This is a genomic window from Flavobacterium araucananum (genome assembly GCF_002222055.1).
Classification (GTDB): domain Bacteria; phylum Bacteroidota; class Bacteroidia; order Flavobacteriales; family Flavobacteriaceae; genus Flavobacterium; species Flavobacterium araucananum.
This window is the reverse complement of sequence record NZ_MUGS01000071.1, coordinates 1-20,367: the sequence shown is the minus strand read 5'-3', so window position 1 is coordinate 20,367 and position 20,367 is coordinate 1. Positions and strand designations below refer to the sequence as shown.

Here is a 20,367-nt window from a genome sequence, read left to right as displayed (position 1 = left end):
GTTGTGTTGTTAGAGCAGATAACTAGCTATCAAACTCTTCTTTTAGTATTTTCATAACATCAAGAATAGTTTCCTCTTCTAAATCTGTTCTTCTTACTAAATCTTCTACTTCTTGCTTTAAGATACTTCTAGCTGTATCTAAACCAATTTTTGCAAATTCTTCGATAACCCAGCCTTCAATTTCATCTGAAAACTCTGTTAACTCAACGTCATCATCTTCGCCACTAGCAACATCACCTTCTCTGATAACATCTAGCTCGTAGCCTGTTAGCTGACCCGCCAATTTTATATTATGACCTCCTCTACCAATTGCTTTAGAAACTTCTTCTAATTTCAAGAATACTTCAGCTCTTTTGTTTTCTTCATCAATTTTGATTGAAGAAACTTTTGCAGGGCTTAATGCTCTTGTAATAAACAATTGAATATTACTTGTATAGTTGATTACGTCGATATTTTCGTTTCCTAATTCACGAACAATTCCGTGGATACGAGATCCTTTCATACCAACACAAGCTCCCACCGGATCAATTCTATCATCATAAGAATCCACAGCTACTTTTGCTTTTTCACCTGGAATACGCACTACATTTTTAACTGTAATCAAACCGTCGAATACTTCCGGAATTTCCTGTTCAAACAATTTCTCCAAAAACTTCTCTGAAGTTCTGGACATAATAATTTGAGGTTTATTTCCTTTTAACTCAACGCTTTCAATAATTCCGCGAACATTATCTCCTTTACGGAAAAAGTCAGATGGAATTTGTTTTTCTTTTGGAAGCACAATTTCATTTCCTTCATCATCGACCAAAATTACAACTCTTGGGCGAACATGGTGCACTTCGGCAGTATAAATATCACCAATAATATCTTTAAATTGTTTATAAAGATTTGTATTATCGTGTTCGTGAATTTTAGATATTAAGTTTTGACGCAAAGCCAGGATAGCTCTTCTTCCTAAGTCAATCAATTTAACTTCTTCAGAAACTTCTTCACCAATTTCAAAATCCGCTTCGATCATTCTTGCTTCAGTCAAGGTAATTTCTTCGTTCTCAAAATCAAGATCTTCGTCAGCAACGATTACTCTTCTTCTCCAAATCTCCATATCTCCTTTATCAGGATTTATAATGATGTCAAAGTTATCATCAGAACCGTATTTTTTCTTCAATGCATTTCTAAACACATCCTCTAAAATTGCCATAAGCGTTACACGATCAATAAGTTTATTATCCTTAAACTCTGAGAATGAATCGATTAATGCTAAATTTTCCATGCGAATTCTTTAATTAAAATGTTACTGTAACAATTGCCTCTTTAATTTCTGTATAAGGTATTTGTTGCTCTTTTTGAACTGTTTCTTTTCCTTTTCCTACTTTTTTCGGTTCTCTCGCTTTCCAAGACAAAATTATAAAAACATCGTTAGCTTCTACTAATTCTGCTTCAATTTTTTCATTATTTGTAGTAACAATCAATGTTCTACCAATATTTTTTATGTACTGCCTTGTTAATTTCAATGGCGATCCTACTCCAACCGATGCTACTTCAAGCGAAAAATCCTGTTCTTCACGATCCAGATTATTCTCGACTGCACGACTTACATCGATACAATCCTGCAACGCCACTCCATTATCCCCGTCTAAACCTACACTAATCTTGAAAGAATCTGAAATAGCCAGATCAATCAAAAATATAGATGGCTTTTCTAAAAGAGCTTCCGCAATTAATCCGTTTACTTTTTCTTTAAATGTCATAATTTTATAAAAAGAGGGGACACTTAGTCCCCTCATTATTTAGATTTTAATAAATAACGGTGCAAATATAGTGTTTTTTTTATAAATCAAAATAAATAGATTGCTCTAAAAATATTTCTTATCTTTATAAGAGCATTAAAATAACAGAATTTCACATTATTTAACCCAAAAAGCTATGAAACGAATTCTAGTACCTACTGACTTCTCTGAACATGCGGAAGACGCCCTAAAAGTCGCTGCTCAAATTGCTAAAAAAAATAACTCCGAAATCATCGTATTGCACATGCTTGAATTACCAAGCCAGATGAACGATGCTGTTCTGGGAGGCGCAAGCATTCCTGAAACCATGCTTTTTATGAAAAAAGCCAACGAAATGCTGGACGAAATTTCATCAAGACCCTACTTAGACGAAATTCCTGTTACTGAAATTGTAAAAATGGACAAACCAATTCATGGCATTTCGCAAGTCAGCAAAGATTACGACGTAGACTTAATCATAATGGGATCTCACGGTTCTTCAGGCATTGAAGAATTACTAATTGGATCAAATACTGAAAAAGTTGTTCGCAACTCCGAAATTCCGGTATTAGTCATCAAAAAAGACATTGCAAATTTCGACGCATCAAATATCGTCTTTGCATCTGATTTTTCAGACGAAGCCAAAAAACCTTTCGAAAAACTACTAAACTTTACCAAGTTTTTCGGCTCCAAAATACATCTTGTCACCATCTGCACTCCAAACAGTTTTAAACCAACTCACGTGGCAGAAAAAGCGATGACTGATTTTATAACAGAATTTAATCTTGCTAATTACTCAACACACATTTACAACGATACCAATATTGAAAAAGGAATTATCAATTTTTCAAACAGCATAAATGCAGATATCATCGGAATGTGCACGCACGGAAGAACTGGTTTTGCACACTTTTTTAACGGAAGTATCAGCGAAGGCCTAGTCAATCATGCTGTAAAACCCGTTATAACATTCAAGATCTAAACTATTTTTCGAACAATACAAATACAAAAGCTTCTCTACCGAGAGGCTTTTTTTATGCTCTTTCAGACAAGATTACCCTCCCTGAAATGTTTTTTTATTTGAGCTTTTTAACAAAGTTCATTTGAGCTTTACAACAAAGTCAACAGCATGTTTAATCCATAACTTTGTCCAATAAAATCTTAAATAATTATAACATGAAAACAATAGACAAAATTTACATAAACGGTGAATTCATTACTTCTCAGGGAACAGAATATTTTGACCTTATTAGCCCTGTAACAAATGAAAAACTAGGACAAGTAATTTTAGGAAACCAAAAAGACACGCAAAATGCTATTGCAGCAGCCAAAGAAACTTTTAAAACTTTTTCTAAAACCTCAAAAGCCGAAAGAATTCAATATTTAAAAAACATTCAAACCGCTATCGAAAAAAGAAAAGAAGAATTCATTAACACAATGGTTGAGGAATACGGAGGAACTCTACAATTTGCTACAATAAGTTATACTTATATGCTAAAAAGTTTCGACTCTGCCATTAACCTTCTAAATACTTACGACTTTACCAAAACAATGGGAGAATCTGAAGTTCAAATGACACCGCTTGGCGTAGTAGGAATTATAATCCCATGGAACTCAAGCAATGGCTTTATTTGCAGCAAACTTTCTACCGCAATAGTCGCAGGATGTACTACCGTTATAAAACCAAGCGAAATGAGTGCACAACAAACACAGCTAATTACAGAATGCCTCCATGAAGCAGGATTACCAAAAGGTGTTTTCAATATCGTTAACGGATTGGGCGAAATTGTTGGGGCAGAAATAAGCAGCAATCCCGATGTTGCAAAAATCTCTTTTACAGGATCTACAAATGTTGGTAAAATTATCGCAAAAGAAGCAGTAAACACCATGAAACGTGTCACATTGGAACTTGGAGGAAAATCGCCCAATATTATTCTTGACGATGCTAATTTTGCAGAAGCAATTCCGCTTGCCATAAGCGCCGCCTACATGAATAACGGACAAGCCTGCATTGCCGGAACAAGATTATTAGTTCCGGAAAACCGCCTTGAAGAGGTAAAAAAACTCATAAAAGAAATCGTATCAAACACTATTGTTGGCAACCCAAAAAACGAAACAACCGCAGTTGGACCAATGGTAAGCAACAAACAATATGAGCGTGTTCAAAATTATATCCAGATTGGCATCGACGAAGGAGCCGAAATCTTAATTGGAGGTTTAGGAAAACCGGAAGGACTGGAAAAAGGAAACTTTGTAAAACCAACGGTCTTTATCAACGTAAACAATAAAATGCGAATTGCAAGAGAAGAAATTTTTGGTCCGGTTTTATCTGTCATAACCTACAAAACCGAAGAAGAAGCAATAGAAATCGCCAATGATACTACATACGGACTACAAGCTTACGTAAGTTCTTTGAACGAAAAAAGAGCCCACAAAATTGCTTCACAAATAAATGCAGGACGCATACAAATAAACGGAATTGGTCACGACCCAATGGCACCTTTTGGAGGATTTAAACAATCCGGAATAGGCAGGGAATTTGGCACAATAGGACTTGAAGCCTATCTTGAACCCAAAGCATTAATTAGATAAACACACATCCGGAGATCCGGAAATCTTTATACAAAAAGACTTTCCGGATCTTTTAGTAACTTTACAGTATGACAGCAAAACCCACCACAAAACCCAAAATACTTTATTCCTGCTATTTTGCCCGTAGCCGCGAGGGAGAGCATTTTATACCCGAACATGTGTTTAGCTATCAGATTTCGGGAGAAATGATAGCCTCAGACAGTAAAAACACCTATCACTCAAAAGAAGGAGATTTTCGATTTAGCAGAAGAAATCATTTAGCCAAATTTGTTAAAATCCCACCGGAAGGAGGTGAATTCAAAACCATATCACTTTTTTTAGATCAGGAAATTTTGCGCGAAATCAGCACTGAATACAACTTTAAAATCAACAAAAGATCAGATTCTGAAGCAATGCTGTCATTAGCACCCAACTCACTTTACAAATCCTTCATGGATTCGCTTATATCCTATCTCGAAGTAGAGCAGGAAAACAACGAAGCCTTATTTAATTTAAAGATAAAAGAAGCCGTTCATCTTTTACTCAAAGTAAACCCCGAACTAAAAGATATTTTATTCGACTTTAACGAACCTGGAAAAATTGATCTGGAAGCTTTTATGAACAAGAACTTCCATTTTAACGTTCACCTTACTCGTTTTGCCTATCTCACCGGAAGAAGTTTAGCCACTTTTAAAAGAGATTTTGAAAAAATATTCCAGGACACACCCGGAAAATGGCTACTGAACAAAAGACTACAAGAAGCCCATTATTTAATTAATCAGGGAAAATCACCCTCTGACGTTTATATCGGAGTTGGCTTTGAAGACCTGTCTCATTTTTCATTTTCATTTAAAAAGAAATTCGGTGTGGTTCCATCCTCTTTATTTTCTAAATAACAACACCTTTTATGATCAAGCCTGGAATTTACTCACAAAGAATCAAAAAACACACTTGACAAAGCTTTGCGCACTTTACGATTGCAATCATAATGAATAAGATAAAAACTTAGATCTCTTTGTGGTTAAAATCATTAAGTTTATTACATAAAAAAAGCCTCTCAAATGAGAGGCTTTTTGTTGGTCTACAAGGACTCGAACCTTGAAAGACTGCACCAAAAACAGTTGTGTTACCATTACACCATAGACCAGTAAAAGCGCTTAAGCGAGTGCAAATTTAAAAAAAAATTTAGTTTGCGCAAACTTTTTAATCTAAAAAAAAAGCCTCCCGAATGAGAGGCTTTTTTGTTGGTCTACAAGGACTCGAACCTTGAAAGACTGCACCAAAAACAGTTGTGTTACCATTACACCATAGACCAGTAAAAGCGCTTAAGCGAGTGCAAATTTAAAGCTTTTTTTAGTTTGCGCAAACTTTTTAATAAAAAAAGATGATTTTTTTTTCATTTTTTCTATTCGAAACCTGTAACGTTTACGCAAGTATTTCACAAACAAGACATTACTTTACATAAATACTTTTATAGAATTTTTTGTTAATGCTCTTCTCTTTAAACAAAAAAACATTTTCTTTGTAGGATAGAAAACATACATAAATATAACACCTAAATATGGCACAATTCAATTTCAATAAATGGAATACAATTATTGGTTGGTTTGCATTTGCAATCGCTTTAATTACTTACACCTTAACTGTTGAACCTACTATGAGCTTTTGGGATTGTGGCGAATACATTGCCACAGCAGCTAAACTAGAAGTTGGCCACCCACCCGGAGCTCCTTTATTCCAGATGATGGGAGCCTTTTTTGCGATGTTTGCAATAGATGCTCAGCATGTAGCCGTGATGGTTAATATGATGTCTGTTTTTTCAAGTGCTTTTACTATTTTGTTTTTATTCTGGTCTTCATCTATGATTTTGAAAAAAATTATAGAGCGATTTGCAGAAATTAATCAAAACAATTCAATTGTAATATTAGGAAGCTCTTTTGTAGGAGCTCTTGCCTACACTTTCTCTGATAGTTTTTGGTTTAATGCCGTTGAAGCCGAAGTTTATGCAATGGCTTCTTTATTAATTGCCTTGCTTTTCTGGCTTGGCCTGCGTTGGGAACAAGACATGGACAAACCTAAAGGAAACAAATGGTTGTTAGTTATTTCGCTTGTAGTAGGACTTTCGTTTGGAGTTCACTTTATGGCATTACTAACCATTCCTTCAATAGGATTTCTTTACTATTTTAAGCATTATGAAAAAGTTACCATTAAAAACTTCCTTATTGCGAATGTTGTCGTAATTGGTATTTTATTATTCATCTTCAAATTGCTATTACCATTAACCATGGAAGCATTTGCAGATACTGAAGTCTTCATGGTAAACAATATTGGATTACCTTTTAACTCAGGAACCCTGTTTGTAGCCTTAGTTTTAATTGCTTTTTTCTATTTTGGTTTAAAATATACCAAACAAAAAGGCTTTGTTTTCTATAACACCATCATTCTTTGCATCTTATTTATCTTTATTGGTTTCTCTACCTGGATGATGCTACCGGTTCGTGCCAACGCAAATACTGTCATTAACGAGAACAAACCATCAGATGCCGCAGAGGTTTTAGCTTATTACAATCGTGAGCAATACGGGGTAAACCCTTTATTTTACGGCCCACAATACACAGAAGTTTTTGCTGGTCTTGATTCAAAAACACCTTATTTAGATAAAAAACCTAACTACGAGCGAGATTATAAAACAGGTAAATACATCATTACCAATAATTTTAAAAACGCGGAACAGAACACAGACGACAATCAAAAAACGATTTTGCCTAGAATGTGGAGTACTGAAACCGGACATATTCAAAATTATATCAGTTTTACAAGCCCTCCTAAATTTAAGATAAATCCTAATTATGATTACGAGCAGGATTTAGGAAAATATGGTATTGATGCCAGTCAGTTAAGCGAAGAAGAATACAATAAAGCCACTGCTCAATTGCGAAATGAAGTCGAAAAAACGGTTTCTGAGTTTAGAAAAGCCTATTCTCAAAAACAAATTGATAATGAAGGCTACGTTAAATTCTTAAAAAGCTATGGCGATTATTTAATTATCGAAAAACCATCAGCAGTAGACAATTTCAGTTTTATGTTCGAATACCAATTTGGATATATGTACTGGAGATATTTAATGTGGAATTTTGTTGGACGCCAAAGTGATGTTCAGGGAAAATATGATAACCTGGACGGAAACTGGATTAGCGGAATCAAAGCTCTTGACTCGCTACACCTGGGCTCTCAAGATAATCTGCCAACAGATGTTTTAAACAACAAAGGAAGAAATGTTTACTTTTTCTTGCCTTTTATCTTAGGACTTATTGGGTTAATGTATCACGCCAATAAAGACCTTAAAAGCTTTTATGTGCTTTTGGCATTATTTTTATTCACCGGAATTGCCTTAAAAATATACTTAAACGAGAGACCTTTTGAACCTCGAGAAAGAGATTATGCTCTTGTAGGATCCTTTTATGTGTTTGCAATCTGGATAGGATTTGGAGTTTATTCGCTCTATGAAAGCATCCAGAAATATATCGCCCCTAAAATTGCCGGTCCGGTTATTATTGCAGCAGGTTTATTAGCCGCTCCCGTTTTAATGGCTTCTCAAAACTGGGACGATCATGACAGATCAGGAAAATATACTGCGGTTGCAATGGCCAAAGCTTATTTAAATTCTTGCGATAAAAATGCTATTTTATTTACTATTGGAGACAATGATACATTCCCGTTATGGTATGCACAAGAAATTGAACACATCAGGACCGATGTTAAGATCGTAAATACGAGCTTGTTCATGACGGATTGGTATATTGATCAGATGAAAGCAAAAGCTTATGAGTCTGATCCTCTACCCATATCTTTTACACATGATCAATATGTGGGTGATAAACTGGATTATGTAGCTTATATTCAAAAAATTGAAACGCGCTGGAACATCAACGATTTCATTGATTTTATTAAAAATCCAAAATCGACTGTAGGTTTACAAAACGGACAAACGATTCACTTTTATCCAACTAATAAAATCAGACTGAATGTTGACAAAGCTCTAATTATAAAAAACAAGGTTGTTAATGCTAAATACAACAATTCTATCGTACCGTATATGGATATCGACATCAAAGGAAGCGCTTTGTATAAAAATCGCTTAATGATGCTGGATATTCTTGCTAACAACAATTGGAAAAGACCAATTTATTTTAGCGGAGGTGCTTTTGACGATGAGGATTACTTATGGCTAAAAGATTATTTGCAATTAGACGGAATGGTTTACAAATTAGTACCTGTAAAAAACACGCCTTCTAAAGATGGCGGACCAATGGATATGGGACAAATTGATGCCGATAAAATGTATGACATTGTAATGAAATGGGACTGGGGCAATAGTGATAGTGATAAAATTTATCATGATCCTGAAACCAGAAGAAACAGCATAACCTACCGTACCAATTTATCGCGTTTAATGGACCAACTTATCGCAGAAGGCAAAATTGATAAAGCTAAAAACGTTATTAACTTAGCGATGACAAAAATGCCTTTAGACAAATTTGGATATTACTCTTTGGTAGAGCCATTTGCCGGAGGATATTATAAAGTTGGAGAAACTGCAAAAGCACAGGATTTGCTAAACAAATTAGTTCAGAAATATAAAGAAGACCTAAATTATTATGCGACCTTAACACCAGGCGATCAAACTGACTTAGCTATTGATATCATTACTGACATTGAACGCTACAGAAGCTTATTGCAAGTTATGAAAACCCATAAAGATCTTGCTTTCTACGAAAAACACAAAACAACATTTAATACTTATGTAAATGTGTTTGAACGTTTTGGAAGAGAAAAAGAATAATATACGAAAAACATAGCAATTAAAAAAATGCAGCACTATTTGATAAATAGCGCTGCATTTTTTAATTTTACATATCTGTAAATCAATTTAAGATGAGCTTTTATTGGGTAAAAACTAATTCATTCATAAAAACGGTGTTTTCTAAATATTGTTGGGACATTCCAAACAATGAAAAGAAAATATACCTCACGTTTGATGATGGCCCAACCCCGGAGATTACAGATTGGGTCTTATCTGAGTTAAAAAAGTTTGACGCAAAAGCTACTTTCTTCTGTATTGGGAAAAACATAAAAGCCAATTTAGCTTTATTCGAAAAACTAATTACCGAGGGTCACTCTATCGGAAACCACACGATGAATCACATTAATGGCTGGAAAAGCAGCAATAACGACTACATAGAAAATGTAAAAAACTGCGCTGCTGTTTTAGAAGAAGAAAAAACATGCAACCTTATATTTCGCCCGCCTTACGGGAAAATAAAAAAAGCACAGTCCAAAATTCTGAGAAAACTAGGGTACAAAATTATTATGTGGGATGTTTTAAGCGCTGATTTTGATCAGAGCATTACGCCTGAAAAATGCCTTGAAAACGTTACTAAAAATGTAAAATCAGGAAGTGTAATTGTATTTCATGACAGCATAAAAGCTTCGCCTAATTTAAAATTTGCGTTACCTAAAACGTTACATTTTTTAAAGGAAAACGGATATACATTTGATATTATTCACTAAACGATAGCAAAAAAAAGAAGTAGTTATTTTTATAAACTGAATTGTTCCTGGACAATTCCGATAATTGTATTTGCATCAAGTTCTCCTGACTGTCTCCAGATCATTTGACCTTCTTTGTAAATCATTAAAGTAGGAAGTCCTTTAATACGTAATGCTTCTGCTAATTCCTGATTTTTATCCACATCGATTTTAATCACTTTGGCTTTATCGCCTAGTGCAGCTGCAACATCCTTAATAACAGGATGCATCGATACAGATGATTCGTTCCAATCTGTGTAAAAATCAATTAACACCGGAACCTGAGCATTTATAAGTTCTCCAAATTTTGACATAAAACCAAAAATTTAATTCTTTTTTAATCTGTTAAAAAGAGATAATTATATACAAATGTAGCATTTTTAACGAATTAAGCCACATTGTTCCCTTTTTTTAGTTCAATCACTGTTATTTCGGGCATAATACCCACTCGTCCCGGATAGGCGTGAAAACCAAATCCGCGATTTACATAAACGTATCGGCCAACATTTTCGTATAATCCCGCCCATTGTTTGTAAATATATTGTGCCAGACTCCATTTAAAATATCCCGGTATTTCGATCCCAAATTGCATACCATGTGTATGACCGGACAACGTTAAATGAAAGTTTTTAGGATGGTTTTTAATCTCATACTCCCAATGACTAGGATCATGGCTCATTAAGACTTTAAAATCGTCCTGATGCACATTTTGAGAGGCTTTATTTAAATCTCCTGCTTTTTTAAAATTCTGTCCCCAATTCTCTACTCCAATAAGCGCAATTTTATCATCACCTTTTTGAATGTATGTATGTTCGTTGAGCAATAATTCAAATCCTATTTGTCCATAAAGATTTTTAATTGCCTGAAAATTTTCGTCTTTTTCTTTTTCAGAAGGCCAGGTAACATATTCGCCATAATCATGGTTTCCTAAAACTGAGAATTTTCCATATTTATAATCTTTTATTCTCTTAAAAGTCTCTAACCACGGATACATTTCTTTGGCATGAGTATTTACAATATCTCCTGTAAACAAAATCATGTCTGCTTCTTGTTGATTAATTAAATCAATTGCATAATTTATTTTCTCGGGATTATCAAAGCTTCCGCTATGAACATCTGAAATCTGCGTAATTCTGAAACCATCAAAAGCATCTGGCAAATCCGGAAAAAACACAGTTTGTTTAATTACTTTAAAATTATATTTTCCTTCAAAAATTCCATAAATCAATGATAAAAAAGGCACAGCCGCCAAGCCCAAAGCAATTTGACTTATAAACTTTCGTCTATCTGGCATTATTTCCCCGCGAGACGCATTGTACATGAAATAATTTAAGATTCCGGCTCCCAGTCTAAAGATATCTTCACCCAATAAAATCAGTGTAATTACAATTTTTGGAACATAAACCAATAACATCAAACCCATTGTAAACATGGTTTGTTTGGTTTGTCCTATAGAACGATCAAACTGTGTGATAGAGTAAATGATAAAGATTAAAAGTAGTACACTTATAATCTGATAACTTACCAAGACCCATCTTAATTTGATTAAAGTACGAATGGCTTGATAAGAATAGAACTCAATAAATAAAAAAAGAGCACATAGAATTACAAAACGTAAGATCATTATTTATAGTTTTAAGCAAAGTAACAAAGAATGAAAATTGTATCGCTTTTTATTATCAAAATTTTAACTCAAATAATAACAAAAAGCTGATAGATTTCTCTACCAGCTTTTTCTCTACCAAATTTTTTAAAACCTTTATAATCCACAACACGGTTTACATTTGCAAACCTATGTCGTTTTATTTTTTAGCTTCTGGTTTTGCAGCTTCTGCTTTCGCCTCTGCTTTTTTAGCTTTTTTGTCTGCTTTTTTGTCTTTTTTAGGAGCTTTTGCTTCTTTTACAGGAGTTGTTTGAGCTGGAGTTGTTTGAGCGCTTACCATTGCAGTTGTTCCTAAGATAGCTACTGCTAACATTACTAATTTTTTCATGATTTGTAGTTTTATGATTATTATTATTTTCATTTATTATACCTCAAAGATATACTTGTTAAATGAAGATTAAATGAAGATTATAGTGCCCTGAAAAAATTAACTTTTAATTGGGTTTTAGAGCCTCCGGAAACAACAATAGAAAGGCTGTACCCACATTTATCTCAGACGTAACTTTTATTTCGATATGATGAAAAGAGGCAATACTATCAGCAATAGCAAGACCTAATCCCTGACCATCCTGATCTGAACTAATTCTGGCAAACCTCTTGAATATATTCTCGATTTGAAAAATATTCATACCAATACCGGAATCAGTTATCGAAATAAAATAGTTGTGCTCCAGAAAACCATCTTCGACAACAATACTCCCTTTTGGCTTATTGTATTTTATGGCATTTGTAACCAGGTTATAAATCAGGATATGAATGAGCGTTTTATTTCCCGTAAAACTAAAATTGTGCTGCATTTTATTCAAAAACTCAATTTCCCTATCCTCTATTCTGTCCTGCAAATCCTCTTGCAGATCTGTAATAATCTCATGAAAATTTATGTCTTCATTTGCTTCGTACTGATTGTTTTCTATTCTGGAAATCAACAATAGATTATTGATTATTTTTTTTAGCATATCTAAGGTTCTTAGCGAACCTGCAATTTTATCAAAAGCATTATCATCCAGAGAATCATTTTGCAGCAAATTTTCGAACTTGTTTTTTAGCAAAGCAATTGGCGTAAGCAATTCGTGCGACACATTCGAAATAAACTGTTTCTCTTTTTTAAAAAGTTCCGCAATACGATCCATCATTTGGTTTAAAACAAAATCAAGTTCCCTGAAATCTCTTGACCTCGCCTTTATTGGTGTATGATCAAAAGCTTCCGGCTCATTGACCCGCCTTATTTTTGTATCGATAATTTTATAGAAAGGCTTGAGCAAATATTCGATATAAAAAGTATCTGCCAAAAATGTAATCAACAGGATAACCACAAAAACAATTATGATAAAAAACTTAATGATAAAGGTAAGGTCCCTAACTTCTCCAAGACTACTTCCTATTTCTAGCTGATAGCCCTGATTATCGAATGTAAAATGATATTGCAGGATTCTGTATTCATTTTCTTCGCCCTCGATAATGCGATATTCATTGGTAAAAATATCTTTCTTTTGATTTTTTTTAACCGGAGATTTCGAAAGTACCAAAAACTCACTGTGCAGGGTAGAAAATTGCGAATATGTTTCTGTCGAATCATCTGAATTTTCGATAAAATCATTAATTTCATTTCGGTCTAAATGATCAATGAATTTCTTCTTTTTTTCCAGCAGTCCATTATTTATGTGTCCATAAACTACATTTTCGACCAAAATAGGCAGCATCAGCCATAAAACCAAAATCACCAACAATCGCGTTAGCGCATTAAAAATAGCCAGTTGATGCTTTATTTTCACAATCCTTTATTTATTCATTAATACGATAACCAACATTTCTAACCGTTTCAAACCAATCTATAGTCGTATGCTTATCCAGTTTTTTTCGAAGGTTTCGCACATGAACATCTATAAAATTAGAATCTGAATTGACCTCCAGAATATCTCCCCAAATATGCTCTGTTAATTGCAATCTGGTAATTACCCTGTTTTTATTGAGCACTAAATATTGAAAAATATCAAATTCCTTTTTGGTAAGGTTAATTGGTATTTCATTATAACTTACTTTATAATCTTGCAATTGCAATAAAAATCCATGAATACTTAAATTATTCAATGTAAAACCATGAATTCTGCGAATAACAGCAAATAATCGTGCACTCAGTTCTGTTAAGGCAAAAGGTTTGGTCAAATAATCATCGGCACCCAGATGCAAACCATTTATTCTGTCGTCTAATTCGCCTCGTGCTGTAAGTACAATAACTGCCATTTTTGATTTTGTTTTTCGAACAGTTTTCAAAACATCAAAACCATCTCCGTCAGGCAAACCCAAATCAAGAAGCATTGCATCATAATCATTACTACTTACTTCTTCTAAGGCATCGCTACAATTATGCGCTATTTTGCAAACGTAACCTACGTTGCATAAAAAATCATAAACTTCGACAGCAAGTTCTTTATTATCTTCAACAATTAGAATATTCATAACACAGCATTTAAGCGCAACTAAATTTAAGCAAATATAAAAAGCCTCGTTGCAAATTATAAAAAGCCTCGTTGCAAATTATAAAAAAAATAACGAATCAAAAAAAGCTGATAAATTTCTTTACCAGCTTTCTCCATCTGCATTCTCATAATCATTACTTCTGTTTTGCCTCCTTACACTTCTTAAAAAAGCAAAACAAAAACAATTATAATTATTTCATTTTAGTAGCTTCTGCTTTTGGAGCTTCGCTTTTTTCTGATTTTACTTTTTTATCAGCTTTGTTTTTGTGATGTTTTGTTGCTTTAACTTCTTTCGCCGGAGCTGTTTGAGCTGGAGTTGCCTGAGCACTCACCATTGCACTTGTTCCTAATACTGCTGCTAATACGATAAATAAATTTTTCATGACTTTTAAATTTTAAATTAATGACCTTTTATTTTATAATAACCTTTTTTTATTTTTTTACTTTTGGAGCTTCTGTTTTTGGAGCTACGCTTTTTTCTGATTTAACTTTTTTACCAGATTTATTTTTAGAATGTTTTGTAGCTTTAACTTCTTTTGCAGGAACCGCTTTTATTTCTTTAGCAGGACCAACTTTTACAACTACAGGAAACGCATTAACCATAGTGCTTGTTCCTAAAACTGCAACTAATAATAGCAATAAATTTCTCATGATTTCTAATATTTAAATTAATATCCTTTATTTTTATAGATCAAATGTACCCCTGTAATATGAAGACAAAATGAAGAAATCCTCTTACATAAATATTTTAACTTGACATTAACTATTCAGGGATCTTTCTACCCTATAGAGACGCACAGCAGTGCGTCTTTTATAGAATACAAACAATCTTATCATCATAAAGTCCTTCTAAATCATAGACGCAATGCTGTACGCCTCTACATATAGGATAGAAAACAATTCTCATTTTAAATTTGTGTTTATTTTTCAGAACCGAATCATTTTTTAAACCCAATTGTTTATTTTTACAGACTAATATTTTTTTTATGTCAACTCAAAAACGTCTTTTCCTTCTCGATGCTTACGCTTTAATTTTTCGTGGTTATTATGCCTTCATAAAGAATCCGAGAATCAATTCAAAAGGAATGGATACGTCTGCGATTATGGGATTCATGAACTCGCTTTTGGATGTTATAAAACGTGAAAAACCAGATCATTTGGCCGTAGCTTTCGATAAAGGCGGAAGTCATGTAAGGACCGAAATGTTTACAGAATACAAAGCAAACCGTGATGCTACTCCGGAAGCGATTAAAATTGCTATTCCATATATTCAGGATTTATTAAAAGCAATGCACATTCCTATTATTGAAATAGAAGGTTGCGAAGCCGATGATTTGATTGGAACAATTGCCAAACAAGCTGAAAAAGAAAACTACAAAGTCTTTATGGTAACACCTGATAAAGATTTTGCACAATTAGTTTCTGAAAATATATTCATGTACAAGCCAGCCCGAATGGGAAATGGTATCGAAATCTGGGGCGTTCCTGAGGTTCTGGCAAAATTTGAAATCGAGAAACCCGAGCAAGTAATCGATTTTCTGGGTATGATGGGAGATGCTGTCGATAATATTCCGGGATTACCGGGTGTGGGAGAAGTTACTGCAAAGAAGTTCCTGAAAGAGTTTGGTTCTATGGAGAACCTGCTTGACAATACACATTTGCTAAAAGGCAAAATGAAAGAAAACATTGAAGCCAATAAAGAAAAAGGAATTTTATCAAAAAAACTGGCTACTATTATATGTGATTGTGATGTTGTTTTTAATGAAGATGATTATGAGCTTTCACGTCCTGATATCGAAAAAACAGATGCTATTTTTCAGGAATTGGAATTTAGACGAATGGCAGAACAATTTGACAATCTGTTTAAAGTTGGTGGCGGAAATGAATTGGCAAACAATACTCCAGATGCCAAATTATACAAAAAACCACAACCTAAAAATGAAGAGCAATTTGATCTCTTTGGTGGTGGTGCAACCACAGATGAAGATACTGAAACCAGAACTTCATTTTATAACACTTTAGAAAACACCCCTCACTCCTATCAGGCTGTCGAAGGTGATCTAGGTATAAAACTACTTTTACAAAATTTACAAAAGCAAACTTCTGTTTGTTTTGATACTGAAACTACTGGTCTGGATGCTTTGCATGCTGAGCTGGTAGGAATGTCTTTCTCGTACGAAAAAGGAAAAGCATTTTATGTTCCGTTTCCGGAAAATCAGGAAGAAGCTCAAACTTTAGCAGATCGATTTAAACCCTTTTTTGAAAATGAAAGTATCGAAAAAATTGGTCAGAATTTAAAATACGATCTTAAAATCCTTTCTAATTATGGTGTTGTTGTAAAGGGAAAACTTTTTGACACCATGATTGCGCATTACCTTATTAATCCGGATATGCGTCATAACATGGATATTCTGGCAGAAACCTATTTAAAATATTCTCCAAAATCCATTGAAACTTTAATTGGTAAAAAAGGCAAAAATCAAATTACAATGCGTGATGTAGCTCTTGAAGAAATCAAGGAATATGCCGCTGAGGATGCTGATATAACTTTGCAATTAAAAGAAATTTTTACAACCGAATTAGACAAAACCGAAACTAAAAAGTTATTTGACGAAATCGAAATTCCGTTAGTAAGTGTTTTAGCCGACATGGAAACGGAGGGAATTCGTCTGGATGTGGAGTTTTTAAGTGCAATGTCTAAAGAAATGGATGTTGAAATTAAATCTTTGGAACAAAAAATATACGAAACTGCCGGCGAGAAATTCAACCTCGCTTCTCCAAAACAATTAGGAGATATCTTATTTGATAAAATGAAAATTGGCGGCGCAAAACAAAAGAAAACCAAAACCGGTCAATATGCGACTGGAGAAGAAGTTTTGACGTATTTGGCCAATGACAACCCAATCGTAAAAGAAATTCTGGATTGGCGCCAAATGGTAAAATTACAAAGCACTTATATCCTGGCTTTGCCGGAACAAGTCGACAAAAAAACATTACGCGTTCATACCGATTATATGCAAACTGTTGCAGCAACAGGACGTTTGAGTTCAAACAATCCAAACTTGCAAAACATCCCGATCCGTACCGAAAGAGGCCGCCAGATTCGTAAAGCCTTTGTCGCCCGTGATGAAAATCATACTTTAATATCTGCCGATTACTCGCAAATAGAATTAAGAATTATTGCCGCTTTAAGTGGGGAAGAAAATATGATTGCCGCTTTCCAGAACGGAGAAGACATTCATAAAGCAACCGCTGCAAAAGTTTTTGATGTGCCATTGGAAGAAGTTTCCCGTGAACAAAGAAGCAATGCCAAAACTGTAAACTTTGGTATTATATATGGTGTTTCTGCTTTTGGTTTGAGCAATCAAACCTCATTATCCCGCAGCGAAAGTGCTGCTTTGATCGAAGCCTATTACAAAACATACCCTAGATTAAGATCTTATATCAACGAACAAATAGAGTTTGCTCGTGAAAAAGGTTATGTACAAACAATTCTGGGTCGTCGTCGTTACCTAAAAGATATCAACTCGGCAAATGCCGTAGTACGTAGTGCTGCGGAACGAAATGCTGTAAACGCACCAATTCAGGGAAGTGCTGCCGATGTGATTAAAATCGCGATGATCAACATTCATAAAAAACTAAAAGAAGAAAACTGGAAATCTAAAATGTTGCTTCAGGTGCATGATGAGCTTGTGTTCGATGTTCATAACAACGAACTCGAAAAAATTCAGCCAATGATCAAACACGAAATGGAAAATGCATTTATAATGAGCGTTCCTTTAGATGTAGAACTTGGTATGGGTAAAGACTGGCTCGAAGCACATTAATAATTTTAGATTGGTAATTTTAGATTAATTCATTGTGGCAATTTTATGAAAAAATGTGTTCTGTTCTTTTTTATGTTCTATTCTGTAATGGCTTTTTGTCAGGAAACCTATTATTTAGAAGGAACTCTGGCTAAAAGTAAAATATTCATGAAAATTGAAGTTTACAAATCCGATAATGAAACAAGTCTAAGTGCGACTTATTTTTATCAGAATTCATTAAAGGATATCAAACTGGAAGGAAACTTAAAAAATGATCTTTTCACATTCTATTTTAAACCAAATGATATAATTACTGAAAAATTCTATCTAAAAAAATCAGGAAGTACCAGCTTTGAAGGATCTTGGTACAATACCAAAGGAAAACAATTCCCGGTACAAATGCGATCAGTAGATTTCTCTAATTACAGAGCAAATTTGGATAAATATTATGCTGATGATAAATTAAATCGTGTAAAGTGTAAGTTTTTAGAGTTTAAAAAACAGAAAACGACCGTTTATAACAACAAAGAATTTGTTTGGTATTCTGAGAAACATTGTGACTCAGAATTTTTCAGGATCGGAAATAACTTTTCGGACAAAAACAAATCTGTTATAAATCCGATTTTGGAAAAAATTCACATTCAAAATACGCTGGATCAACTCAATTGTTCTTCGTCTTTTGAATACAGTGAAGGAAAAGGAATCGAAGGAAACGCAACTGTAAACTTTTTGAATTCCAATTTATTAGGTTTTGAGATTTCGAGTTCTTATTACTGCGGAGGCGCTCATCCTGATTTTGGCAGCAGTGGTTTTTTATTAGACCTTAATAATGGTAAAATTATGACATAGACGACATTATTGCTTTTGACAAAAGCGCAACAACCGAGAAAGAGAGTGATTTTTCGAAATATTCCACTTATAGAAGTACTTACTTTGCCCCCAAATTGCTTGCCGTTATAAATTCTGGAGAGCATTTTGAAAAACCAAAAAATGACGATGAAGATCCTTGCGATTATACCAACGAGGAATATTGGGATTTCCCTTCCTGGAACTATACAGAGAAAGGAATCGAGTTTACACCTATTTTTTACAGGGCTGCAAGATCCTGCGAAGAATCTTTTTTAGTTCCTTTTGAGAAATTAAGAAAATACAAAAACCCAAAATTTCCTTACACCTTATAAAAAAAACCATCAGCAGCGGCTGATGGTTTTTTGTTTATTTAGATTTTCTTGTTGATTCCCGTTCTTTCAATTTTGTCTTGATGACGATCGTTTCATAATCTGAAGTTTCTTCTTCAGACTCTTCTAAACGTTTTATTAATAGTTTGGCTGCAACTTCTCCAATTTCTATTCCGTGCTGGCTAACTGTTGTTAAACTTGGCGACAAACGTCTTGATGCTAAAATTCCGTCAGCAAAACCTATAATCGAAATATCCTCCGGAACATTATACCCTTTTTTCAAACTTACACGTAAAGCGGCAACTGAATCATTTTCATCCAAAGCAAAAATTGCATCAATTTTATGATCAAAAAGTGCATCAATTTTGCTCTTCATATCCTCTTCAGAATCGGTACGAATAATGATTTTTTCGTTTACCGGAATATTATTGTCTGCCAAAGCTTTCAAATATCCGTCAGCTCTTAATTTTCCAACACTTAAATTATCAACAGAAGAAATTAAGGCTATATTTTTACATCCTAAATTAATTAAGTGTTGTGTTGAATTTAAAGCGGAGTCAAAATCATCAACGACCACTTTATCACATTCTACTTCATCTGCAATACGGTCAAACATCACAATTGGAGTTCCGTCATTTATAATGGCAGAGAAATGGCTAAAGTCCTGTAATTTTTGTGCTTCTTCAGAAACAGACAAGATAAAACCGTCAATTGTTCCGTTACTTAACATTTCAAGTGTATGAATTTCTTTCTCTAAAGACTCATTCGAAATACACGTGATTACATTGTATCCTTTTTTATCGGCTACTTTTTCGATCCCACTAAAAACCTTTGCAAAAAAGGAGTTCAATATATTAGGTATAATTACACCTATCGTTTTAGTCTTACGATTCTTCAAATTAAGACCAATTACGTTGGGTTTATAATTTTTGAGTTTGGCATACTCCTTAATCTTCACCTTCGTTTGCTCGCTAATTTCCGGGCTATCATTTAGTGCCTTAGAAACTGTCGATACAGAAACACCAAGTTCTTTCGCAATTTGTTTTAGAGTTGCTTTAGCTTTCATTTAAAAATAATTTTATGTAATTAATACAAATATAGTAGAATTACCTAAAATAAAACAAAAAACACCTACCAGTATTTGAATTTATAGGGTCTTTTTAAAATAATTTTAAAATACTTCGATTTTCCAAAACCGCATCTCATAAAATTTCGTGAATAACTTAATACATGTTATTAACCTTTTTTAAAAACCTTGATTATGAAAAACGAAGTTAAAATTCATGAAGTTGACCCTTCATTGAATAACAGAAGGAG

Annotated in this window: 18 protein-coding genes and 2 tRNA genes; 8 read left to right on the top strand and 12 right to left on the bottom strand. The window is 33.9% G+C overall.

The features are described from left to right. Positions 1-22 precede the first annotated feature (22 nt). Together nusA and rimP are read right to left on the bottom strand one after the other, a co-directional pair. Positions 23-1,270 (bottom strand): transcription termination factor NusA, encoded by a 1,248-nt coding sequence (gene nusA / locus B0A64_RS23080; protein ID WP_041516381.1) that lies wholly within the window; start codon positions 1,268-1,270, stop codon positions 23-25. A gap of 13 nt (positions 1,271-1,283) precedes the next feature. Continuing rightward, entirely contained in the window at positions 1,284-1,748 is a 465-nt protein-coding gene (gene rimP / locus B0A64_RS23075) for a ribosome assembly cofactor RimP (protein ID WP_165769867.1), read from the bottom strand. A gap of 175 nt (positions 1,749-1,923) precedes the next feature. Between rimP and B0A64_RS23070 the strand changes: the two genes are divergently transcribed. The 3 genes from B0A64_RS23070 (at position 1,924) to B0A64_RS23060 (ending at position 5,233) form a co-directional block, all read left to right on the top strand. Next, positions 1,924-2,748 carry a universal stress protein gene (locus B0A64_RS23070; RefSeq protein ID WP_089481816.1) on the top strand — a complete coding sequence of 275 codons (825 nt, stop codon included), beginning with the start codon at positions 1,924-1,926 and terminating at the stop codon, positions 2,746-2,748. A gap of 194 nt (positions 2,749-2,942) precedes the next feature. After that, a complete protein-coding gene (locus B0A64_RS23065) occupies positions 2,943-4,358 on the top strand; it encodes an aldehyde dehydrogenase family protein (protein WP_089481815.1) in 1,416 nt (471 codons plus the stop codon). A gap of 68 nt (positions 4,359-4,426) precedes the next feature. Next, positions 4,427-5,233, top strand: coding sequence for a helix-turn-helix domain-containing protein (locus B0A64_RS23060; protein WP_089481814.1), 807 nt, complete (start codon positions 4,427-4,429; stop codon positions 5,231-5,233). Between the two features lie 180 nt (positions 5,234-5,413). On the opposite strand, the gene B0A64_RS23055 is transcribed toward B0A64_RS23060, so the two are convergent. Then, positions 5,414-5,484 (bottom strand) — tRNA-Gln (locus tag B0A64_RS23055). 97 nt (positions 5,485-5,581) lie between these two features. After that, positions 5,582-5,652 (bottom strand) — tRNA-Gln (locus B0A64_RS23050). 246 nt (positions 5,653-5,898) lie between these two features. Here B0A64_RS23050 and B0A64_RS23045 point away from each other — a divergent pair. Together B0A64_RS23045 and B0A64_RS23040 are read left to right on the top strand one after the other, a co-directional pair. Continuing rightward, a complete protein-coding gene (locus tag B0A64_RS23045; protein WP_089481813.1) occupies positions 5,899-9,180 on the top strand; it encodes a glycosyltransferase family 117 protein in 3,282 nt (1,093 codons plus the stop codon). 92 nt (positions 9,181-9,272) lie between these two features. Next, positions 9,273-9,908 (top strand): polysaccharide deacetylase family protein, encoded by a 636-nt coding sequence (locus B0A64_RS23040; RefSeq protein WP_089481812.1) that lies wholly within the window; start codon positions 9,273-9,275, stop codon positions 9,906-9,908. 29 nt (positions 9,909-9,937) lie between these two features. Here the strand turns inward: B0A64_RS23040 and B0A64_RS23035 are convergent, their stop codons facing one another. The 7 genes from B0A64_RS23035 to B0A64_RS23005 all read right to left on the bottom strand — a co-directional run bounded on the left by B0A64_RS23035 (position 9,938) and on the right by B0A64_RS23005 (position 14,717). Then, on the bottom strand, positions 9,938-10,240 hold the full coding sequence (locus B0A64_RS23035; protein ID WP_007803883.1) for a thioredoxin family protein: 303 nt from the start codon (positions 10,238-10,240) through the stop codon (positions 9,938-9,940). Between the two features lie 74 nt (positions 10,241-10,314). Beyond that, positions 10,315-11,550 carry a metallophosphoesterase gene (locus B0A64_RS23030; RefSeq protein ID WP_089481811.1) on the bottom strand — a complete coding sequence of 412 codons (1,236 nt, stop codon included), beginning with the start codon at positions 11,548-11,550 and terminating at the stop codon, positions 10,315-10,317. Between the two features lie 178 nt (positions 11,551-11,728). Next, positions 11,729-11,917, bottom strand: coding sequence for a hypothetical protein (locus B0A64_RS23025; RefSeq protein ID WP_089481831.1), 189 nt, complete (start codon positions 11,915-11,917; stop codon positions 11,729-11,731). 106 nt (positions 11,918-12,023) lie between these two features. Then, positions 12,024-13,361: a sensor histidine kinase gene (locus B0A64_RS23020; protein WP_244285478.1), complete on the bottom strand. Its 1,338-nt coding sequence runs from the start codon at positions 13,359-13,361 to the stop codon at positions 12,024-12,026. A gap of 10 nt (positions 13,362-13,371) precedes the next feature. Next, positions 13,372-14,046, bottom strand: a complete 675-nt coding sequence (locus B0A64_RS23015; protein ID WP_089481810.1) for a response regulator transcription factor — start codon at positions 14,044-14,046, stop codon at positions 13,372-13,374. 211 nt (positions 14,047-14,257) lie between these two features. Next, complete coding sequence (locus tag B0A64_RS23010) at positions 14,258-14,449, bottom strand: hypothetical protein (protein WP_089481809.1); 192 nt, start codon at positions 14,447-14,449, stop codon at positions 14,258-14,260. Between the two features lie 49 nt (positions 14,450-14,498). Then, a complete protein-coding gene (locus B0A64_RS23005; RefSeq protein ID WP_089481808.1) occupies positions 14,499-14,717 on the bottom strand; it encodes a hypothetical protein in 219 nt (72 codons plus the stop codon). 335 nt (positions 14,718-15,052) lie between these two features. On the opposite strand from B0A64_RS23005, the gene polA reads away from it, so the two are divergent. The 3 genes from polA (at position 15,053) to B0A64_RS25645 (ending at position 19,053) form a co-directional block, all read left to right on the top strand. Then, entirely contained in the window at positions 15,053-17,893 is a 2,841-nt protein-coding gene (polA, locus tag B0A64_RS23000) for a DNA polymerase I (protein ID WP_089481807.1), read from the top strand. Between the two features lie 45 nt (positions 17,894-17,938). Further along, complete coding sequence (locus tag B0A64_RS22995) at positions 17,939-18,721, top strand: hypothetical protein (RefSeq protein ID WP_244285477.1); 783 nt, start codon at positions 17,939-17,941, stop codon at positions 18,719-18,721. A 95-nt stretch (positions 18,722-18,816) separates the two neighbouring features. After that, positions 18,817-19,053 carry a hypothetical protein gene (locus tag B0A64_RS25645; protein WP_244285476.1) on the top strand — a complete coding sequence of 79 codons (237 nt, stop codon included), beginning with the start codon at positions 18,817-18,819 and terminating at the stop codon, positions 19,051-19,053. A 34-nt stretch (positions 19,054-19,087) separates the two neighbouring features. Here the strand turns inward: B0A64_RS25645 and B0A64_RS22990 are convergent, their stop codons facing one another. After that, positions 19,088-20,116, bottom strand: coding sequence for a LacI family DNA-binding transcriptional regulator (locus tag B0A64_RS22990; RefSeq protein WP_089481806.1), 1,029 nt, complete (start codon positions 20,114-20,116; stop codon positions 19,088-19,090). Positions 20,117-20,367: the final 251 nt, after the last annotated feature.